The sequence below is a fragment of the Sphingomonas sp. dw_22 genome (assembly GCF_018449795.1).
Taxonomy (GTDB): Bacteria; Pseudomonadota; Alphaproteobacteria; order Sphingomonadales; family Sphingomonadaceae; genus Sphingomonas.
This window is the reverse complement of record NZ_JAAVVE010000019.1, coordinates 41,162-58,734: the sequence shown is the minus strand read 5'-3', so window position 1 is coordinate 58,734 and position 17,573 is coordinate 41,162. Positions and strand designations below refer to the sequence as shown.

Sequence of the window (17,573 nt, the reverse complement as noted above, 5' to 3'; positions counted from 1 at the left end):
GCGGGCGGGGGACACTATAAGCCCCCACTTCCCGCACCGGGATTCCGTGTTGGGGCGTCGCCAAGTGGTAAGGCAGCGGCTTTTGGTGCCGCCATTCGCAGGTTCGAATCCTGCCGCCCCAGCCAGCATCCCGGTATTATGGCGTAACGGCACCAAGCGCCGAGTCGCAAGAATCCTTACATCTGTGGGCATGGGCATCACCAATATCCGCCGCATGCCGCAGGGAGAGGAGTGCAGGATCCCGATCCGTCCTAGCTCCGATGGAGCTTCGGCTTGTCGGGCGTCACGGTGAAGCGCGCCAGCGTGCTCAGCTTGCCGCCTGGCGACTGGACCCGGTCCATCACCTTGACGTCGGTACGCCATTCGCGCGGGGTGATGTCGAAAATCTGGTAGCCGCGCTGCTGGTTGACCAGCGCGAAATGGGGATTGTCGCGCATATAGGCCCGGCTGGTCGCGCTTTCCGCCACGCCGTCGCCGCCCGAGCTGATCGACGTGCCGAGGAACTCGGTCGCCGCCGCCGGCCCGTCCAGCTCGTCGTCGCGCATCGGCAGCACGCCGACATTGTGGATGTGCGAATCGCCGGTGGCGATGACGACGTTGGTCAGCTTGCGCTCGGTGATCGTCCGCACCAGCCGCGCCCGCGCCGCCGGATAGCCGCTCCAGGTGTCGGTGGCGGCGGGAGCGGGGCCGCCGTCCTTCGCGCGCCGGTTGAGCGGCATCACCCGCACCTGCTGGGCGATCAGGTTCCAGCGGGCGTCGTTCTCCAGCCCCTTGGCGAGCCATGCCTCCTGCGCGGCGCCCATCACGGTCGATTCCGGCCCGTCCTCCGTCCGGCAGGCGCGCTCGCCCGGCTTCTCGCAAAGCTGGTCGCTGCGATAGCTGCGCGTGTCGAGCACATGCATGCGGAACAGGCTGCCATAATCGAGCCGGCGATACATGGTCAGCCCGTCCGGGCGCGGGAACTGCGCCTTTCGCACCGGCGTGTTCTCATACCAGGCCTGCATCGCGGCATAGCGGCGCAGCAGGAAGGCTTCGGGCGGGGTGCCATCCTGATCGAAGGCCGAGACCCAGTTGTTGTCCACCTCGTGATCGTCGAACGAGGTGATGAAGGCCGCGGCCTGATGGGCCGCCTGGAGATGGGGATCGGTCTTGTACTGGGCGTAGCGGCCCCGATAATCGTCCAGGCTGTAGACTTCGTCGCTGGAATGGGCGCGCTCGACCACCTTGCCCGCCGCATCGGTGATGACGATCGAGCTGCGCTGGCCATATTCGTAGATATAGTCGCCATAGTGGAACACGGCGTCGAGGTCCGGCTCCTGCGAAAGGTGCCGATAGGCTTCGTACCAGCCCTGCGGATAGGCCTGGCAGCCGGCCAGCCCGAGCCGCACCCGATCGGGCAGCGCGCCGATCGCGGGGGCGGTGCGGACCTGCCCGACCGGGCTCGCCAGCCCGCCTTCGACGAGGAAGCGATACCAATAGGGCCGGGCGGGCAGCAGCCCCTCCACCTCGACATGGACGCTGTGCGCCAGCTCGGGCCGGGCGATCGCCTCGCCCGAGCGGAGGATGCGGGCGAAGCGTTCGTCCTCGGCCACTTCCCAGCGGACCGGCACGCCCAGCGCCGGCATGCCGCCATGCGGCTCCAGCGGCTGGGGCGCGAGGCGCGTCCAGATCACGAAGCCGTCCGGCCAGGGATCGCCCGAGGCGACCCCCAGCGCGAAGGGATAGTCGTAGAATTTGGGCGCGGCCCAGGCGCGTCCCACCGGGTCCAGCCCGGCGAACAGGGCGAGCCCGCCCGCCGAGGCGAGGAATTTCCGCCGGTCGAATTCAGGATGCTGCATCGGCTTTCTCCCGCTCAGAAGGTGGCGCGCACGCCCAGCGTGCCGCTGACGCCGGCATGGTTGTAGTTGGCGTCATGGTCGGGGATGGTGCCGCCCGAATTATCGCGGCCCGGCGCCATGCGGTAGAGCGGCTTGTTGAGCAGGTTGCGCACCGCGAAGAACGCCTGCCAGCCGCGCTGGATCGCGTAGCTGCCCGACAGGTTCATATCCAGGCGGGCGCGGTCATAGGTGCCGCTGGAGATGGTGCCGGGCCGGTCGTCGGTCCAGACGCTGTTGAGGTACAGCCGCAGCGGCCCGGTCTTGTAGGCCAGGGCCGCCGTCACCGTGTTCTCCGGGGTCAGCGCGATCGGCTCGTTGGGCTTGGTATAGGTATAGGAGCCGCGCAGCGTCAGGCCCTTGAAGGGCTTGGGCAGCAGCCGGTCGAGCGAATAGTTGAACTCCACCTCGACGCCGTGGATGTCGATCGTGCCGTCGCCCACCGTGGTGGTCGTGCGGAACAGGTAATCGGCATATTCGGTGCCGGTATAGCCGAACTCGGCCGCGGTCATTTCCTGGGTCTGGAAGGCGCCCTTGAGCTTGTTCTGGAAGAAGTTGATGGCGACCAGGCCCACCGGCTCGAAATATTGCGCCAGCCGGACCGAGATATTGTTGGACATTTCGGGTGTCAGGCCGGGATTGGGGGCGGTGACGGTCTGGGTGGTCTCGTTGACCGTCCAGACGCCGGCCAGCACGCTCACGTCCGGCCGGCGGATCGTGCGGCTGTAGCCGAACTGCAGGTCGGTGTTGCGGAAGATCGAGAATTTGGCCGAGGCGCTGGGGAAGAAATAGTCGTAGCGCCCGTCGCGTCCGATCCGGGGCCGCGATTCATACTGGTATTTGATGCCGTCGACCGTCGTCGCCATGCCGGTGGTCGCCGAGACGGCATAGCCGGCGGCCTTCATTTCCGCGGCCGAGAGCGGATCGGTCTCCATCGAGCGGGTCTTGGTCTCCTCCCAGCGCAGGCCGGCGCGCACCGTCAGCCATTCGGCGGGCTTGGAGGTCGCCATCACATAGGCGGCGTTGGAATCCTCCTCATAATGGCGGCTGTTGGCGATGAAGGCGTTGTAATAGTTGGTCGCCGTCATGCTCTTGGTGAACTGCTCCGGGTGGAGCGCGAAGAGCTGGCCGATCGAATAATTGCTCGGCATGTAGAGGTTCGAGGAGCCCGAGATCGAGCTGTAGTTGAAGCCCGAATCGTTGAAGGTCAGCGGGGTGAAGCTGCCATATTGGGTGAGGAAGTCGGTCGTGCTCAGCGGGCCGGTATATTGGTAGCGATAGGCTTCGCGCTGGTTCTCATATTCATAGACGCTGCGCTGGGCCTTCACGCCCGTCTTGAACTGCACCGGCGCGAAGGCGAAGGGCGCGTCATAGGTGAAGTTCAGCGCCGCACCCTTGCGCTCGACGCTCGCCGAGCGGCCGTCCTCGGTGTTGAGCAGGATCGAGGAGACGTTGTAGCTGGCCGGATTGCTCCAGTCGGCGCCGCTGGTCTGCTTGATGCTCCAGTCGGCCGCGAGATAGTCGTCGCTGCGCTGGGCCGAGAAATTGCCGCGCGCGGCCGGGGAATTGACCAGGCCGAAGATCGCATTCTCCTTGCCCAGCGGATCATAGCTGCTGTCCGACTTGGAATAGGAGAGGTTGCCGTCCAGCGCGACTCGGCTGCCCTTGTATTCAAAGCTGGGAACGAGCGTCAGGCCCTTGCCCGACTTGGCGATGGTGTTCGCCGCCGAGCTCAGCGTGTTGGTGGTGGCGAGCTGCTGGGTGGTGAAGTCGAATGCCGGATCGCCCACCACGCCGCGGGCGCGCGCGCCGCTGGTGAAGGTGAAGGAGCGCTGGTCGGACAGATTGTAGGACTTGTTGTAGATGCCCATCATCGAAAGCGTCAGGCGGTCCGTCGCCTTGAAATCCACGGTGACGTTGGTGGAAAATCGCGACACCTCCTGGCTGGTGACGCGCGCGAGCAGCGTCGCGGTGGCGAGCGGATCGGGTGAGGCGGCAGTGGGGGCATAGTTCCACCCGTTCTGGATCGTCTCCATCTCGGTGTGCGTGTTCGACTGGCTCACGCTCGCCACCACGCCCAGCCGGCCGTGGAAGAAGATGTCCGAATATTCGATCGAGCCGCTGGGGCGGAAGCGGTTGTTGCCGCTCAGCTCGGTCGGGCCCGAGCGGTTATTGTCCCACAGGTCGGACTGGGTGGTCGCGATCAGCGAGGCGACGATCCGGCGGCCCTTGCGGTCGAAGGCGCGCTTGGTGCGCAAATTGATGGTGCCGGCCGGCGCGTTGGCGTCGACATCGGCGCTGATCGTCTTGGAGATCTCGATCGAATCGATGCTGCTGAGCGAGGCCTGCTCGAAGCTGAACGAGCGGGAATCGGTCGATCCGTCGGTCGCGTCGGCGCCGGCGACGCTGACGCCGTTGATCGTCACCGAGGTATAGGAGGGCGGCAGGCCGCGCAGGCTGACGAAGCGCACCGTGTCGTCGGCCTGGCCCTGGGTAGTGATGCCCGGCATGAACTTGAGGAACTCGCCGATATTGCCTTCGGAGACTTCGCCGAAGGATTCGGACGACAGGTTGTTGGTGATGTCCATCGAGCGGCGCTGGCTCATGATCGCGCGGGCATCGCCCTCGCGCACGCCCGTCACCACGATCTCGGCGCTCTTCGGGCGCTCGCCGGGGGCGAGCAGGGAGAAGTCGTGCTGCACCGTCTGGTCGGCGACGACCTCGACGGTGTCGGTCTGCTCGTCATAGCCGGTGAAGCGGATGGAGATCTCGGCCGGGCCGGCGGGAACGTCGGCGATGCGATATTCGCCGCTCTCCTCGGAGGTGACGGTGCGCCGCTCGCCATCGGCGGTGACGACGCGGATGATCGCGTCGCGCTTATATTCGCCAGTCGCGGGATCGATCACCTGGCCGGCGATGCTGCCCTTGCCGGCGCGCTCCTCGGCTCCGGTGACCTGCACGATGACATAGGCGCCGCCCGGGCTCACCTGATAGCGCAGGCCGGTGCCGGCCAGCAGCATCCGCAGCACCTCGCCCGGCGTGTAGCTGCCGCGCACCGCCCGCGCCGAGCGGCCGCGCGTCAGATGCGCCTGCGCCGTCACCACCACGTCGCCCTGACGCGAGAATTCCACCAGCGCCGAGGCGAGCGACTGCGCGCGGATGTCGAAGTCGCGCTTTGCTTCCGCCTGCTGTGCATAGGCCGGTGCGCTGCCCGCCATCAGTGCCCCTGCCGAAACCATGCCGATCCATGCGAGCCCGATACTCTTCTTCACGAAAATTCCCCCAAATCGTCATTGGCCAGTCGGGGGCACCGATCGTCGGGACGCGAACGTCGCGCCTCTCCGGATGCACACCCGCGTCACGGACGCGCGGGAATCGGGAATTGGACAGTGAAAATTTCGCAGGTGCGAAAAAGTGCGGGATCGCGCCTAGCGGCCGGGCTGGACGCTGCGCTGCAACGCGATGCTGCCGTCCGCGTCGCGCTTCACGACGACCGGCAGGGTATTGGGAAGCGTCTCCAGCATCTGGTCGATCTGGGAGATGCTGAACGATGTCGTGAGGCGTTCGTTCGCCAGCGAGGGCGATGCGATCCGGATTGCCTGCGCGCGGTAGCGGTTGGCGTCCGAGACGATTTCGGCGAGCGAGGCGTCCTGATAGTTGAGGCGGCCCGAGCGCCACGCGCCGGGTTCCGCGCCGCGCAGGGGCTCCGGCGCTTCCAGCGGGCCGGCCTCGGCCGCGGCGATCTGCTGGCCGGCGACCAGCCTGACCGAGTCCGCGGGCGGCGCTCTCCCGGCATCGTGCGGCGCCGTGCCGCGCATCACGTCCACGATACCCTGCTGCACGGAAACGCGGATGTGCCTGCCGTCATAGTTCACATTGAACTTCGTGCCGACGACGCGGATGCGCTTGTCCCCGGCCAGCACGACGAACGGACGGCTGGCGTCATGCGAGATGGAGAAGAACGCCTCGCCGCTGGTGAGCCGCACCGTCCGCTCGCCGGGGGTGAAATCGACGTCGAGCGCGGAGCGCGCGCCCAACGTGACGACGCTGCCGTCGTTCAGCCGGACGTCGCGTATCTCGGCGACCCGGGTGGCATAATCCGGGCCGTGCGGGCGCAGGAACCAGGCTCCGGATAGCAGCACGACCGCGGCCAGCGCGGCCAGCGCCCAGCGCGGCGATGGCGCGGCGATGCCCGGGCGCGTCTCGCCCAGGCGATGCCAGAAGGCGAAGAAGCGCTCGCGAACGGTGGGCGTGCCGAGCAGCTCGGCATAGGCCGGATGCTCCTTCAGATGCGCCGCCTCCTGCCACGCCAGGAAGGCATGCCGGGAGGGCATGGTCTGCGCACCGCTTTCGCCTGCCGGATCCTTTTCGCTGCTCACCTTGCCGTTCTGGACATATGTCGGGCGCGCCGCAACCTCCGCATGGCGGGCAGCATCTCCGGACTTCCCTCGATCCTGGTCCTTGCCGGTCACCCCTGCGATTCCGCCCTTGCGAACGCAGCCGCGCAATCCTGGAGGGCGCGCTGCACATGTTTATAGACCGCCGCCTCGGTCAGGCCGAAACGATGGGCAACGTCCCTGGGCGAATTTCCTTCCGCGCGCACCAGCAGGAATATGCGCCGCCGCATCTTCGGCATCGCCCGAAGCGCCTCCTCGAATAGTGCAAATCGCTCTTTCGCCAATAGGACGCGTTCGGGCGAGGATTCTGACAGGGGAGGGGTATCGATCTGCGACATGTCGCGGTGCACCGCATCGCGATGGCCCGCGCGGCGCTGGTGGTCGATCGCGAGGTTGCAGGCGATGGTGTAGAGATAGCCCCTGGGATCGTTGAGCAGGTTCACGTCGCCGACGGCGGCGAGCTTCGCGAACGCTGCCTGCGCCACTTCCTCCGGCTCGGGCGATCCGGAACCGAAACGCTTCGCGATATAGCGTGTGAGATCGCGCCAATGGGTGCGATAGAGGCCGTCAAGGGCTGCGGATCTGTCGGCATGTGCGGCCGCAAGCACGCTTTCGCCCTGATGTGCCCCGTTCATTCTCGATCGCAATTCGCCACGGCGGGATTGCCCGTTCGCGAATGCCGCTTGTCCGAGCCCGACCCCTGTGAGTGCAGGCCCCGGTGCCTAGGGAAGGTATGATACGATATTGTGACAGGCCGGGAACGATTCCGGTCGAGGTCGCGGCGGGTGGGATCAGGCCAGCCGCTCGGCCAGGAAATCGACGAAGGCGCGGACCCGGGCCGGGGTGTTGGCGCCGCCGACGAACACGGCGTGGATCGTCTCGACATCGCCGGGATTGAACGCTTCGAGCAGCGGGACCAGCCGTCCCTGCGCGATCGCATCGACGACGCTGAACGCCCCGACTCGCGTCACGCCCACGCCGGCCTCGGCCAGCTGGCCCAGCGTCTCGCCGTTGTTCGCCTCGATGCTGCCCTTCACGCTCAGCGCATAGTCGCGCCCGTCCGTGCGGAACGGCCAGATCGGCTCGGCGCGGCGGAAGTTGAAGTTCAGGCAATTATGCTCGTGCAGGTCTTCGGGCACCTGGGGCGTGCCGTGCCGCGCCAGATATTCGGGCGCGGCGACGATCACGCGCCGCGTCACGCCGATCTTGCGTGCGGTGAGCGGACTGTCGACCAGCGGCCCGAAGCGCACCCCCACATCCGCCTGGCCGGCGGCGATGTCCACCACGGCATCGGTCAGGTTGATGTCGACCAGGATGTGCGGATGGCACCGCACGAATTCGCCCAACAGCGGCACGACGCACAGCCGGCCGTGCGACAGCGACGCGCTGACCCTCAGGCGCCCCCGCGGCGCGCCCTGGTCCGAGATCGCCTGCTCGGCATCGTCGAGGTCCGCCAGGATGCGCCGCGCCGCGCCCAGATAGGACTGGCCTTCGGCGGTGAGCGTCAGAGTCCGCGTCGTCCGCAGCAACAGCCGCACGCCCAGCCGCGCCTCGATCCGGTCGATCGTGCGGCTGACCGCGGAGGGAGTCAGGTCCAGGCTCCGGCCCGCCGCCGAGAAGCTGCCCGCCGCGGCCACCGCCGCGAACACCTCCAGCGCCCGCGCGCGATCGGCTCCCGCCAGCATTTTTGCGTCCATGGCACAGATCCTTGGCTTTGCAGCCCCCTACCGCAGTGCGGCGATGCCGTCCATCTGTGCGTCCGAATATCGATCGGAAGGGATTGTGATGGAATATCGGCAATTGGGATCGTCGGGCCTGCGGGTTCCCGTCCTCAGCTTCGGCACGGGCACGTTCGGCGGCACCGGGCCGCTGTTCAGCGCTTGGGGCCGCAGCGACGCCGAGGAGGCGCGTCGGCTGGTCGATATCTGCCTGGAGGCCGGCGTCACCCTGTTCGACACGGCCGACATCTATTCGGACGGCGCCTCCGAGCGGGTGCTGGGCGAGGCGATCCGGGGCCGGCGCGACGCCGTGCTGATCTCGGCCAAGACCGGCCTGCCGGGTGGCGACGGGCCGCAGGACTGGGGCGTCTCGCGCGCCCGGCTGATCCGATCGGTCGACGCCTCCCTGAAGCGGCTGGGCACCGATCACATCGACCTGTTGCAGCTCCATGCCTTCGACGCCTCGACGCCGGTGGAGGAACTGCTCGCGACCCTCGACGCGCTCGTGGCGGCGGGCAAGGTCCGCTATGCCGGCGTCTCCAACTATCCGGGCTGGCAGCTCATGAAGGCGCTCGCCGTCGCCGATCGCCATGGCTGGCCGCGCTTCGTCGCGCATCAGGTCTATTACTCGCTGATCGGCCGCGCCTATGAGGACGATCTGATGCCGCTCGGCGCCGATCAGGGCGTGGGCGCGCTGGTGTGGAGCCCGCTCGGCTGGGGCCGGCTGACCGGCCGCATCCGCCGCGACGCGCCGATTCCCGAGGGCAGCCGCCTGCACGAGACCGTCGCCTTCGCTCCGCCGGTGGAGGATGGGCATCTGTACCGCGTCGTCGATGCGCTGGACGCGGTCGCCGCGGAGACCGGCAGGACGGTGCCGCAGGTCGCGATCAACTGGCTGCTGCAGCGGCCGACCATTTCCTCGGTCATCATCGGTGCCCGCAACGAGGCCCAGCTCCGCGACAATCTCGGCGCGGTGGGCTGGTCGCTCACGTCGGCGCAGGTCGCGACGCTGGATGCGGCCAGCGCCGTCCTGCCGCCCTATCCCCATACGCCCTATCGGCAGCAGGAGGGCTTTGCCCGCCTGAACCCGCCGCTGGTCTGATCCCGAGGATCCTCCCATGAAGCTCAATCCTCCCCTCCTCGCGCTCGCGACGGGCGCGTTCGGCATCGGCGTGACCGAGTTCGCGCCGATGGGCCTGTTGCCGGTAATCGCGCAGGATCTGCACGCCTCCATCCCGGCGGCCGGGCTGCTCATCAGCGCCTATGCGCTGGGCGTCATGCTCGGCGCGCCGCTGATGACGCTCACCACCGGCCGGGTGCCGCGCCGGACGCTGCTGATCGCGCTCGCCGCGATCTTCACGCTGGGCAATCTGCTGTCGGTGGTGTCGGGCAGCTATGGCATGCTGCTGGTGGCGCGCGTCATCACCTCGCTGAACCACGGCGCGTTTTTCGGCATCGGATCGATCGTCGCCGCATCGCTGGTGCCGCCCGAGCGGCGGGCGGGCGCGGTCGCGGCGATGTTCATGGGGCTGACGATCGCCAATGTCGTCGGCGTGCCGCTGGCGACCTGGGCGGGCGACCAGCTCGGCTGGCGCGCCGCCTTCTGGGGCATCGCCGGGCTGGGTGTCGTCACGATGGTCGCGCTGCGCCTGACGCTGCCGGCGATGCCCGCGCCGGCGGGCGGCGACATGCGCTCCGAGCTGCGCGTGCTGGCGCGCGGGCCGGTGCTGTCCGCACTGGCGCTGACCGTGATCGGATCGAGCGCGATGTTCACCGTCTTCACCTATGTCGTGCCGATCCTGCACGAGGAGACCCATGCCTCGCTCGGCTTCGTCACGACGATGCTGGTGACCTATGGGGTGGGCCTTACCGTGGGCAACTGGCTGGGCGGGAAGTTCGCCGACCGCTCGGTCGATCGCACGCTGATCGTCACGCTGGGTTCGCTTTCGGCGCTGCTGGTCGCGCTGGCCGTGCTGATGCACCATGCCGTGCCGACCGCGATCCTGGTCTTCCTGTGGGGCGTGGCGAGCTTCGCGCTGGTGCCGCCGCTCCAGGTGCGGGTGATGGCCGCCGCCGCCGACGCGCCGAACCTGGCATCGTCGGTCAACATCGGTGCCTTCAACCTGGGCAATGCGCTGGGCGCCGCGCTGGGCGGCGCGGTGATCGCGGCGCGGCTGGGATATCCCGCGGTCGCGCTGGCGGGCGCCGTGACTTCGGCGCTGGGGCTGGTAGTGGTGCTTCTGCTGGCGCGCCGTTCGGGTGGGACTGCCGGCGAAGGGGCGCTGCTGGCGGATGCGGCGTAGAGCCGTCGGGCGGAGCGGTATCCGGATACCCTAAAATCACAAAAGTCGCAGGTCTCGCGTGCGCGCCTGCTCAGCCTGGCAGGCGAAATCCTACATCGCAATCGGCACGGAGCGCGTCGCCGATCAGCCGGAAGAAAGCATGGCCTTCGGCGGAGGCATCGACCTTCCATTCGGGATGCCATTGCACCGCGACCACCGGGGCGCCGCAGGGAGTGGCGGAAAAGGCCTCGACCAGCCCGTCGTCGCTGGCTATCGCCTCGATCGCGAGGCCGGAGCCCAGGCGATCGATTCCCTGCTCATGGACGGAATTGACGACCACGCGGGTCTTGCCGATCGACGTCGCAAGGATGCCGTCCTCGACCAACGTCACTTCATGGGCGTGCTCGAACAGATCGTCGAAGGCGAGATCGGGCTCGCGGCGCTGATGATCGGGCAGGTCGCGCGTCAGCGTGCCGCCGAACAGCACGTTCAGTTCCTGCAAGCCGCGGCAGATGCCGAACACCGGCCGGCCGCGCTCGATCATGTGCGCGCCGAGCGCGAGCGCCACCGCGTCGCGCTGGGTATCGAGCCGGTCGTCGTCCGCTGATTGCCCGCCATAGCGGGAGGCTGCGACATTGGAGCGCGAGCCGGTGAGCAGCAGCCCGTCGAGCCGGTCGCCCAGCGCGCGGGCGTCGAGCGCGTCCGAAAGCGCGGGCACCAGCAGCACGGTGGCGCCGGAGATGCGCCGCAGCGGCTCGATGAACCGGCTGGCGACCGCCTGGATCGGGCGCTCGGAGAACTCGTTGCAGCACAGGACGCCGATGACCGGCCTGGCGCGCGTCTCCGGAACGGGGCGATGGTGGAAGAAGGGCACGTTCACGCCGCGCCGCCGCGCAACTCGGCTGCGATCTCGCGGGCGCCCGCCTGGTCCAGCCGCCGGGCCTCGGGCTGGAGGACGACGCTGCCGGCGGGCACGTCGCGCAGCAGCCAGACATTGCCGCCGATCGTGCTGCCCCGGCCGATCGTCACCCGGCCCAGGATCGTCGCGCCGGCATAGACGATCACATCGTCCTCGACGATCGGATGCCGGGCGAAGCGGTCGCGCGGGCCGACCCGGGCGAGGCCGAGCGGGGTGCGCGCGCCGAGCGTTACATGCTGGTAGAGGCGGACGTTCGCGCCGATGATCGCGGTTTCGCCGATCACGACGCCGGTGCCGTGATCGATGAAGAAGCTGGGGCCGATCGTCGCGCCGGGATGGATGTCGATGCCGGTGCGGGCATTGGCGAGCTCGGAGATGATCCGCGCCACGATCGCCGCGCCCAGCTTGTGCAATTCATGGGCGATGCGATGGTGCAGGATCGCCAGCGCGCCGGGATAGCTTATCAGGATCTCGTCAGCGCTGCGGGCCGCGGGATCGCCGATGAACGCAGCCTCGACGTCGCTGTCGACCAGCGTGCGGACTTCGGGCAGCGTCGCGGCAAAGAGGCGGACGATCGTGTCGGGATGGTCCGCGTCGAATGTCTCGCTGGATTCGGCCTCCCAATAATCGAGCTCGCGGGCGATCTGCTCGCGCAGCAGCGCGAGCGCCTGGCCGAGCCGCTCCGCCACGAAATCGTCCTCGCGCGCCGCCCCGCCGCGAAATTCGCCTAGCCGGACCGGGAACAGCGCGGCGGAGAGATGCTCGATCGCTCGCGCCAGCTCGGACGGGGAGGGAAAATGCGCGACGGCGTGGCGCCCGGCCTGGCGCCGCCGCCAGGTCGAGCGCGCCGCGTTCAGTTCGGAAACCGCCTGGGCGATCTCCGCCGCGAAGGGCGAGACGGGAAGCGTGGCCGTCATCCGCTCAGTCTGCGGTTTCCGGCTGGGCGACGGTGCGCAGATAGGGGGTGTGCTCGGTCCAGCCCTGGGGGAACAGCGCGCGCGCTTCCTCCTCGCCCACCGAGGGCAGGATGATGACGTCCTCGCCCTGCTTCCAGTCGGCCGGCGTCGCCACCTTGTGCTTGTCGGTGAGCTGGAGGCTGTCGATCGTGCGCAGGATTTCCTCGAAATTGCGGCCGGTGGAGGCGGGATAGGTGAGCGTCAGCCGCACGCGCTTGGCGGGATCGATCACGAAGACGCTGCGCACCGTGGCGGTATCCGAGGCGTTGGGATGGATCAGGCCGAGCAGCCCGGCAACGCGGCGGTCGACATCGGCGATCAGCGGGAAGTTGAGCGCGGCGCCCTGGGTCCGCTCGATGTCGCCGGCCCATTGCAGGTGGCGATCGACGGGATCGACCGACAGGCCGATGATCTTGACCCCGCGCCTGTCGAACTCGGGCTTGAGCTTGGCGACCGCGCCGAGCTCGGTGGTGCAGACCGGCGTGAAGTCCTTGGGATGCGAGAAGAGCAGCACCCAGTCGCCGCGCGCCCAATCGTAGAAATTGAGCGGACCTTCGGTCGATTCCTGGGTGAAGTCGGGGATGGTGTCGAACAGGTTGAGGGACATGGCGATTGCCTCCGTTGGGTTCAGGCCGGTTCGGGAACGTGGCGGAAAATGCTCTCGGTCATGGCTTTACCAGCTCAGCCCGGCGCGGACGTAGAGATAGCGGCCGCCGAACCCGAAGGGCGAGTAATAGGGGAAGCCGACCACGCCGGTCGTGTTGTTCGCGGCGATCGTAGCGTCGGGATAGACGTCGAACAGGTTGTTGACGCCGAGCGCGAACTGGCCGCCCTTCACCGGATCGTAGCGCAGCTCGAGATCGGTGATGGCATGCTTGCCGGTGTGGATGTCGGCCGCGGGCGTGGTGCCCGGCTGGTTGACGTCACCATAATAGCTGACGCGCGCGGTGACGGCGATCTTGTCGAGCGACCAGTCGATCGTGCCGGTCACCTTCTCGCCCGGGGTGCCTTGCTCGATCGTCAGGATGCGGCTGCGCGCGAACAGCACCGGTGCCGGGTTCACCGTGGCGGTGGAGGTGGGCACGCCGGTCACGACCGACTGGTTGACGTTGCCCGCCACCGTGAAGTCGAACTTGCCCGCATCGGCGGCGTCGAGCCGGTAATGCGCGACCGCGTCGATGCCGCGCACCCGCGAGCGCAGGCCGTTGATGAAGAAGCGCGCCGAAGGCACGTTGAACTGCGCCAGGATCGCCGCGACCTCGGGGCTGAACGAGGACTGGATGTTCTCGGACAGCGCGAGCTGGTCGCGCAGGCGGATCTGGTATGCATCCACCGTTAGGTCGAACCCGCCCGCGCGGATCACCGTGCCGACCGAGAAGTTGGTCGATTTCTCGGGCTCGAGCGGCCGGCCGCCCAGCGCCGCCCCCACCGGATGGGTGGAGGGGAAGGTGCCGGTAAGGATCGGCTCGCCATTCTGGATCACCGAGGCGATCGACGTGAAATATTGCTGCTGGAGGCTCGGCGCGCGGAAGCCGGTCGAGGCCGTGCCGCGCAGCGCGAACCACGGCGCGAAGTCATAGCGCAGCGAGACCTTGCCGGTGCCGGTGTCGCCGAAATCGGTGTAATGCTCGCCGCGCCCGGCGAGGCCGACCAGCAGCTTGTCGGTCACCTGCGCTTCGAGATCGACATAGCCCGAGACGTTCTTGCGGCCGCGCTCGATTGCGTTGAGCGGCGAGAAGCCGCCAAAGCCCTGCACGCCCGGCGCCTGGCCCGCGATCGCGCCCGTCTCCGGATAATCATAGGAGGCGCGCTCGCCCGGGGTGATCTTGAAGCCCTCGCGGCGCCCCTCGACGCCGAACGCGACGTTCAGCGACTGGAACACGTCGAAGCTCCGCGTCACGTCGAGCCCGGCGACCCATTGGTCGTAGATCAGCGCGCCGTCGTAGAAATCGGTCGGCGAGGCGTTGCCATAGGCATAATTGGCCGAATTGAGCGTGCGATACTCGATCTTGTTGCGGCCATAGGCGATATTGAGATCGACCGACCAGCCGGCCAGATCGCCCTTCAGGCCCAGCGCAGCGTTCACATTGGTCGACTTGGTGTTGATGATCGGCAGGAAGCCGTTGGGATAGATGCCCGACACCGCCGTTGCGGCGCTCGCCAGGCGGGGGAAGGCGGCGCTGCGGCTGTCGCGGTCCTGATAGCCCGCCCAGCCATAGAGCTTCCAATTGTCGCCGATGCCGGTGCCGGCGTTGATATAGCCGGTATATTGCTCGACCTCGGGATCGCCGAAGCGGCCGGTGACGGCGTTGGGCGTGACGCGCGGATCATAATCGGCGCGGTTGGTCGGCTCGCGCTTCAGATATTCGCCCGAGAGGGTGACATAGCCGTCCTGGCCGAAGCCGATGCCCTGCCAGGCCGATGCCGTGACGGCATGCTCGCCAGTGGTGCTGCGATCGCCGCGCGCGGTGTCGATGTCGGTGTTGTAGAGGCCATAGGTCACGCTGGCGCCGCCGCCTGAGCGAGCCTCGCGCAGGCGGACGTTGATGACGCCGGCGATCGCATCCGATCCGTATTGCGCCGATGCGCCGTCGCGCAGCACCTCGATCCGGTCGAGCGCGACGGTGGGGATGGTGTTGAGATCGACCGCCGCCGAGCCGCGGCCGACCGAGCCGTTGATGTTGAGCAGCGCCGAGCTGTTGGCGCGGACGCCGTTGATGAGGACCAGGGTCTGGTCGGGCGAGAGGCCGCGCAGCGTCGCGGGGCGGATCGCGTCGGTGCCGTCCACGGCGGAGGGGCGCGGGAAATCGATGGAAGGCGCGATCGAGGCGAGCGCCGAGCCGAGCTCGGTCGTGCCCTGCTGGCGCAGCGCGTTGCCGCTCAGCACATCGACCGGCGAGGCGGTATCGAGTCGCGAGCGGCCCTGCGCGCGCGTGCCGGTGACGACTATCTCCTCGCCGGCGGGGGGCTCGTCGCTCTGCGCGGAGGCCGCGGCATCGGCGGCGGGCGTCTCCTGCGCCCAGGCCGGCGCGGCGAGGACGATCGCGAGGCTGGCGGCCGAGAACAAGGAAACTGGGCGATAACGCATGACTGAACCCCTTTACTGTGTCGCGGGGTCCAACATCCTCTCATTCGATGGGAGTTTGGGAGAAGAAAAATTACGCGGCGGCCAAGCGCATGTGCCGATAGGGGTGGGACGGGCAGATATTCAGGGCGGAGAGCGCCGATATTCCGCCCTCGTCCCCCAATTCCAAATGGATCAGCCCTCGCCCGCGACCGCCCCGTCATAGGAGATCGCCTTGGCTGCCTCGCCCGAGAGGATGAAGCCGATCGGGCGCTCCGATTCCTCCTGCAAATGGCCGATCAGCCCGGCGGTGCGCGCGAGCAGCGAGATGCCCTTGAGCGCCGCGAGCGGGAAGCCGGCGTCGAGCATCACCGCGGGAATGGCGCCGTTGACGTTGATCGGGAGCGGGCGGCCGATCGCCTCGGGAAGCACGTCGCGGATCGCGTAGAGCATCTCGACATGCCTGCCCGCCACGCCCTTCTCGCGGGCGAGATCGAGCAGCAGCAGTGCGCGGGGATCGCCTCCGGAATGCTGGGGATGGCCGAGGCCCGGGATCGCCTTGCGCTCGGCACGCAGCGCCCGCACGCCGCGCAGCGCCGCATCGGTGGGGGAACTGGCCTCTTCGTCGGCGATGCATTGGGCGAGGAAGCGCCCGCACACCTCCGCGCTTCCGAGCACGACGCTGCCGCAGCCGAGCAGCCCGGCCGCCACCGCGCCCTGGAACGCCTCCGGTCCCGCGGCATAGGTCATGCGCGCGGCGATCACGCTCGGCACCAGGCCGTGCTCGGCGATCGCCGCCAGCACGGCATCGGCCATGAAGCGCTGGGTCTCGCTGGGCATCGTGCCGGTGACGAGCAGCCAGAAATAGCTGGTGAAGTCGACCTTCCCGATCAGATCGCGGCACAGATCATGGCCGCGCACGGTGATGCTCTCCGCGTCCGAGGTGCAGATCGCAGTGAACGGAGCATCCTGTTTGCCGATACGCATTTTGTGTCTCTCCAGCGGTGCAGCCGGCGGAAGGCATGCCGGGACCAATAATTCGCATTTCGAAGTTGCCTTCGTTATTCGAAAACAATATGGGACTGTCAAGACGCGCACCGGACTTCGGGGCCGCGCCGAACGCCATCATGGCCCCGACCGGGGGCATCGGAAAGCTACGGGCCGGTCCGGCCGGGGAGACGAAATGCCCAATCCGCTGAAGGACGTCACGGTCCTGGAAATGGGAACCTTCATCACGGGGCCGGCCGCGGGCATGCTGCTCGCCGACCTTGGCGCGAACGTCATCAAGATCGAGCAGCCGGGCACCGGCGATCCGTTCCGCGCGTTCAAGGGCGGGCTCTACAGCCCGCACTTCCAGACCTATAACCGCAACAAGCGCAGCATCACGCTCGATCCCAAGCAGCCGGCCGATCTCGCCGCGCTCGATGCGCTGATCGAGACCGCCGACGTCTTCATCCAGAATTTCCGGCCCGGCGTCGCCAAGCGGCTGGGCGTCGATGCGGAGCGGCTGCGTGCGCTGAACCCGCGGCTGATCTATTGCTCGATCTCGGGCTTCGGCGCCGACGGCCCCGAGCGCGACCGGCCGGCGTTCGATACGGTGGCACAGGCGGCGAGCGGCTTCCTGCGGCTGCTGGTGAACCCGGTGCATCCGCGCGTGGTGGGGCCGGCGATCGCCGACTCGCTGACCGGCTTCTATGCCGCATACGGCGTGCTGGGGGCGCTCTACGAACGCGAGCGTACGGGGCAGGGGCGGCTGGTCGAGACGTCGATGTTCGAATCGATGGCGCATTTCAACCTGGACGACTTCACCCACCTGCTCTCGGCGGGCGAGGTGATGGGGCCGTACAGCCGGCCGCACGTCTCGCAATCCTATGTCTTCCAGTGTGCCGACGATCGCTGGATCGCGCTGCACATGTCCTCGCCGCCGAAGTTCTGGGAGAACCTCGCCGAAGCGATGGGGCAGCCGGACATGCTCGACCGGCCCGAATTCGCCAGCCGGGAATCGCGGATCGGCAATTACGAGAATGTCGTCGGCTTCCTGGCACCGATCTTCCGCACCCAGCCGCGCGATCATTGGGCGGCGCGGCTCGCGTCGCTGGAGGTGCCGCATTCGCCGGTGCTCGATTCGCAGGAGGTGCTCGACACCGCCCAGGCCAGGCATCTGGGGCTGATGGTGGAGGCGGAGGGGCCGCACGGCCGCTTCCGCACGATCCGCTCGCCGGTCAGCTATGACGGGGTGCATGACGAGCGCGTGACTGCCCCGCCGACGCTCGGCCAGCACAATGAAGAGATACTGGGGCGGCCCCAGGCGCTCGACGCGGCCGAATAGCTTGGTTGCGCGGCGCCCCGGCTCGCGATAGCCC

General features: G+C 68.0%; 13 protein-coding genes and 1 tRNA gene. 4 read left to right on the top strand and 10 right to left on the bottom strand.

What is annotated here, in order from left to right; genetic code table 11:
* Nucleotides 1-50 precede the first annotated feature (50 nt).
* Nucleotides 51-125, top strand: a tRNA-Gln gene (locus HB724_RS10655).
* 126 nt (nt 126-251) lie between these two features.
* Here HB724_RS10655 and HB724_RS10650 read toward each other — a convergent pair.
* From HB724_RS10650 to HB724_RS10630, 5 genes are all read right to left on the bottom strand, one after another.
* A complete protein-coding gene (locus HB724_RS10650; protein WP_213980908.1) occupies nt 252-1,838 on the bottom strand; it encodes an alkaline phosphatase D family protein in 1,587 nt (528 codons plus the stop codon).
* Nucleotides 1,839-1,852: 14 nt separating this feature from the next.
* Nucleotides 1,853-5,146 carry a TonB-dependent receptor gene (locus HB724_RS10645; protein WP_213980907.1) on the bottom strand — a complete coding sequence of 1,098 codons (3,294 nt, stop codon included), beginning with the start codon at nt 5,144-5,146 and terminating at the stop codon, nt 1,853-1,855.
* A gap of 156 nt (nt 5,147-5,302) precedes the next feature.
* Complete coding sequence (locus HB724_RS10640) at nt 5,303-6,253, bottom strand: FecR domain-containing protein (RefSeq protein ID WP_213980906.1); 951 nt, start codon at nt 6,251-6,253, stop codon at nt 5,303-5,305.
* 89 nt (nt 6,254-6,342) lie between these two features.
* On the bottom strand, nt 6,343-6,906 hold the full coding sequence (locus HB724_RS10635) for an RNA polymerase sigma factor (protein WP_213980905.1): 564 nt from the start codon (nt 6,904-6,906) through the stop codon (nt 6,343-6,345).
* 156 nt (nt 6,907-7,062) lie between these two features.
* Nucleotides 7,063-7,968: a LysR substrate-binding domain-containing protein gene (locus HB724_RS10630; protein WP_213980904.1), complete on the bottom strand. Its 906-nt coding sequence runs from the start codon at nt 7,966-7,968 to the stop codon at nt 7,063-7,065.
* Nucleotides 7,969-8,056: 88 nt separating this feature from the next.
* Between HB724_RS10630 and HB724_RS10625 the strand changes: the two genes are divergently transcribed.
* Together HB724_RS10625 and HB724_RS10620 are read left to right on the top strand one after the other, a co-directional pair.
* A complete protein-coding gene (locus HB724_RS10625; RefSeq protein WP_213980903.1) occupies nt 8,057-9,091 on the top strand; it encodes an aldo/keto reductase in 1,035 nt (344 codons plus the stop codon).
* A gap of 16 nt (nt 9,092-9,107) precedes the next feature.
* Nucleotides 9,108-10,292 (top strand): MFS transporter, encoded by a 1,185-nt coding sequence (locus HB724_RS10620; RefSeq protein WP_213980902.1) that lies wholly within the window; start codon nt 9,108-9,110, stop codon nt 10,290-10,292.
* Between the two features lie 70 nt (nt 10,293-10,362).
* Here the strand turns inward: HB724_RS10620 and HB724_RS10615 are convergent, their stop codons facing one another.
* From HB724_RS10615 to HB724_RS10595, 5 genes are all read right to left on the bottom strand, one after another.
* Nucleotides 10,363-11,151: a gamma-glutamyl-gamma-aminobutyrate hydrolase family protein gene (locus HB724_RS10615; RefSeq protein WP_346344714.1), complete on the bottom strand. Its 789-nt coding sequence runs from the start codon at nt 11,149-11,151 to the stop codon at nt 10,363-10,365.
* A complete protein-coding gene (gene epsC / locus HB724_RS10610) occupies nt 11,148-12,107 on the bottom strand; it encodes a serine O-acetyltransferase EpsC (protein WP_213980901.1) in 960 nt (319 codons plus the stop codon). Before epsC ends, HB724_RS10615 begins: the two co-directional genes overlap by 4 nt.
* A 4-nt stretch (nt 12,108-12,111) precedes the next feature.
* A complete protein-coding gene (locus HB724_RS10605; RefSeq protein ID WP_213980900.1) occupies nt 12,112-12,753 on the bottom strand; it encodes a peroxiredoxin in 642 nt (213 codons plus the stop codon).
* Nucleotides 12,754-12,819: 66 nt separating this feature from the next.
* Nucleotides 12,820-15,234: a TonB-dependent receptor gene (locus HB724_RS10600; protein WP_213980899.1), complete on the bottom strand. Its 2,415-nt coding sequence runs from the start codon at nt 15,232-15,234 to the stop codon at nt 12,820-12,822.
* A gap of 171 nt (nt 15,235-15,405) precedes the next feature.
* Nucleotides 15,406-16,197, bottom strand: coding sequence for a citryl-CoA lyase (locus tag HB724_RS10595; RefSeq protein ID WP_213980898.1), 792 nt, complete (start codon nt 16,195-16,197; stop codon nt 15,406-15,408).
* Between the two features lie 196 nt (nt 16,198-16,393).
* Between HB724_RS10595 and HB724_RS10590 the strand changes: the two genes are divergently transcribed.
* Nucleotides 16,394-17,539, top strand: a complete 1,146-nt coding sequence (locus tag HB724_RS10590) for a CoA transferase (RefSeq protein ID WP_213980897.1) — start codon at nt 16,394-16,396, stop codon at nt 17,537-17,539.
* Nucleotides 17,540-17,573: the final 34 nt, after the last annotated feature.

Excerpts from the sequence above, each read along its gene's own strand:
- HB724_RS10650 (WP_213980908.1), bottom strand. The coding sequence starts at position 1,838 with ATGCAGCATCCTGAATTCGACCGGCGGAAATTCCTCGCCTCGGCGGGC.
- HB724_RS10635 (WP_213980905.1), bottom strand. The coding sequence starts at position 6,906 with ATGAACGGGGCACATCAGGGCGAAAGCGTGCTTGCGGCCGCACATGCC.
- HB724_RS10630 (WP_213980904.1), bottom strand. The coding sequence starts at position 7,968 with ATGGACGCAAAAATGCTGGCGGGAGCCGATCGCGCGCGGGCGCTGGAG.
- HB724_RS10625 (WP_213980903.1), top strand. The coding sequence starts at position 8,057 with ATGGAATATCGGCAATTGGGATCGTCGGGCCTGCGGGTTCCCGTCCTC.
- HB724_RS10620 (WP_213980902.1), top strand. The coding sequence starts at position 9,108 with ATGAAGCTCAATCCTCCCCTCCTCGCGCTCGCGACGGGCGCGTTCGGC.
- epsC (WP_213980901.1), bottom strand. The coding sequence starts at position 12,107 with ATGACGGCCACGCTTCCCGTCTCGCCCTTCGCGGCGGAGATCGCCCAG.
- HB724_RS10605 (WP_213980900.1), bottom strand. The coding sequence starts at position 12,753 with ATGTCCCTCAACCTGTTCGACACCATCCCCGACTTCACCCAGGAATCG.
- HB724_RS10600 (WP_213980899.1), bottom strand. The coding sequence starts at position 15,234 with ATGCGTTATCGCCCAGTTTCCTTGTTCTCGGCCGCCAGCCTCGCGATC.
- HB724_RS10595 (WP_213980898.1), bottom strand. The coding sequence starts at position 16,197 with ATGCGTATCGGCAAACAGGATGCTCCGTTCACTGCGATCTGCACCTCG.
- HB724_RS10590 (WP_213980897.1), top strand. The coding sequence starts at position 16,394 with ATGCCCAATCCGCTGAAGGACGTCACGGTCCTGGAAATGGGAACCTTC.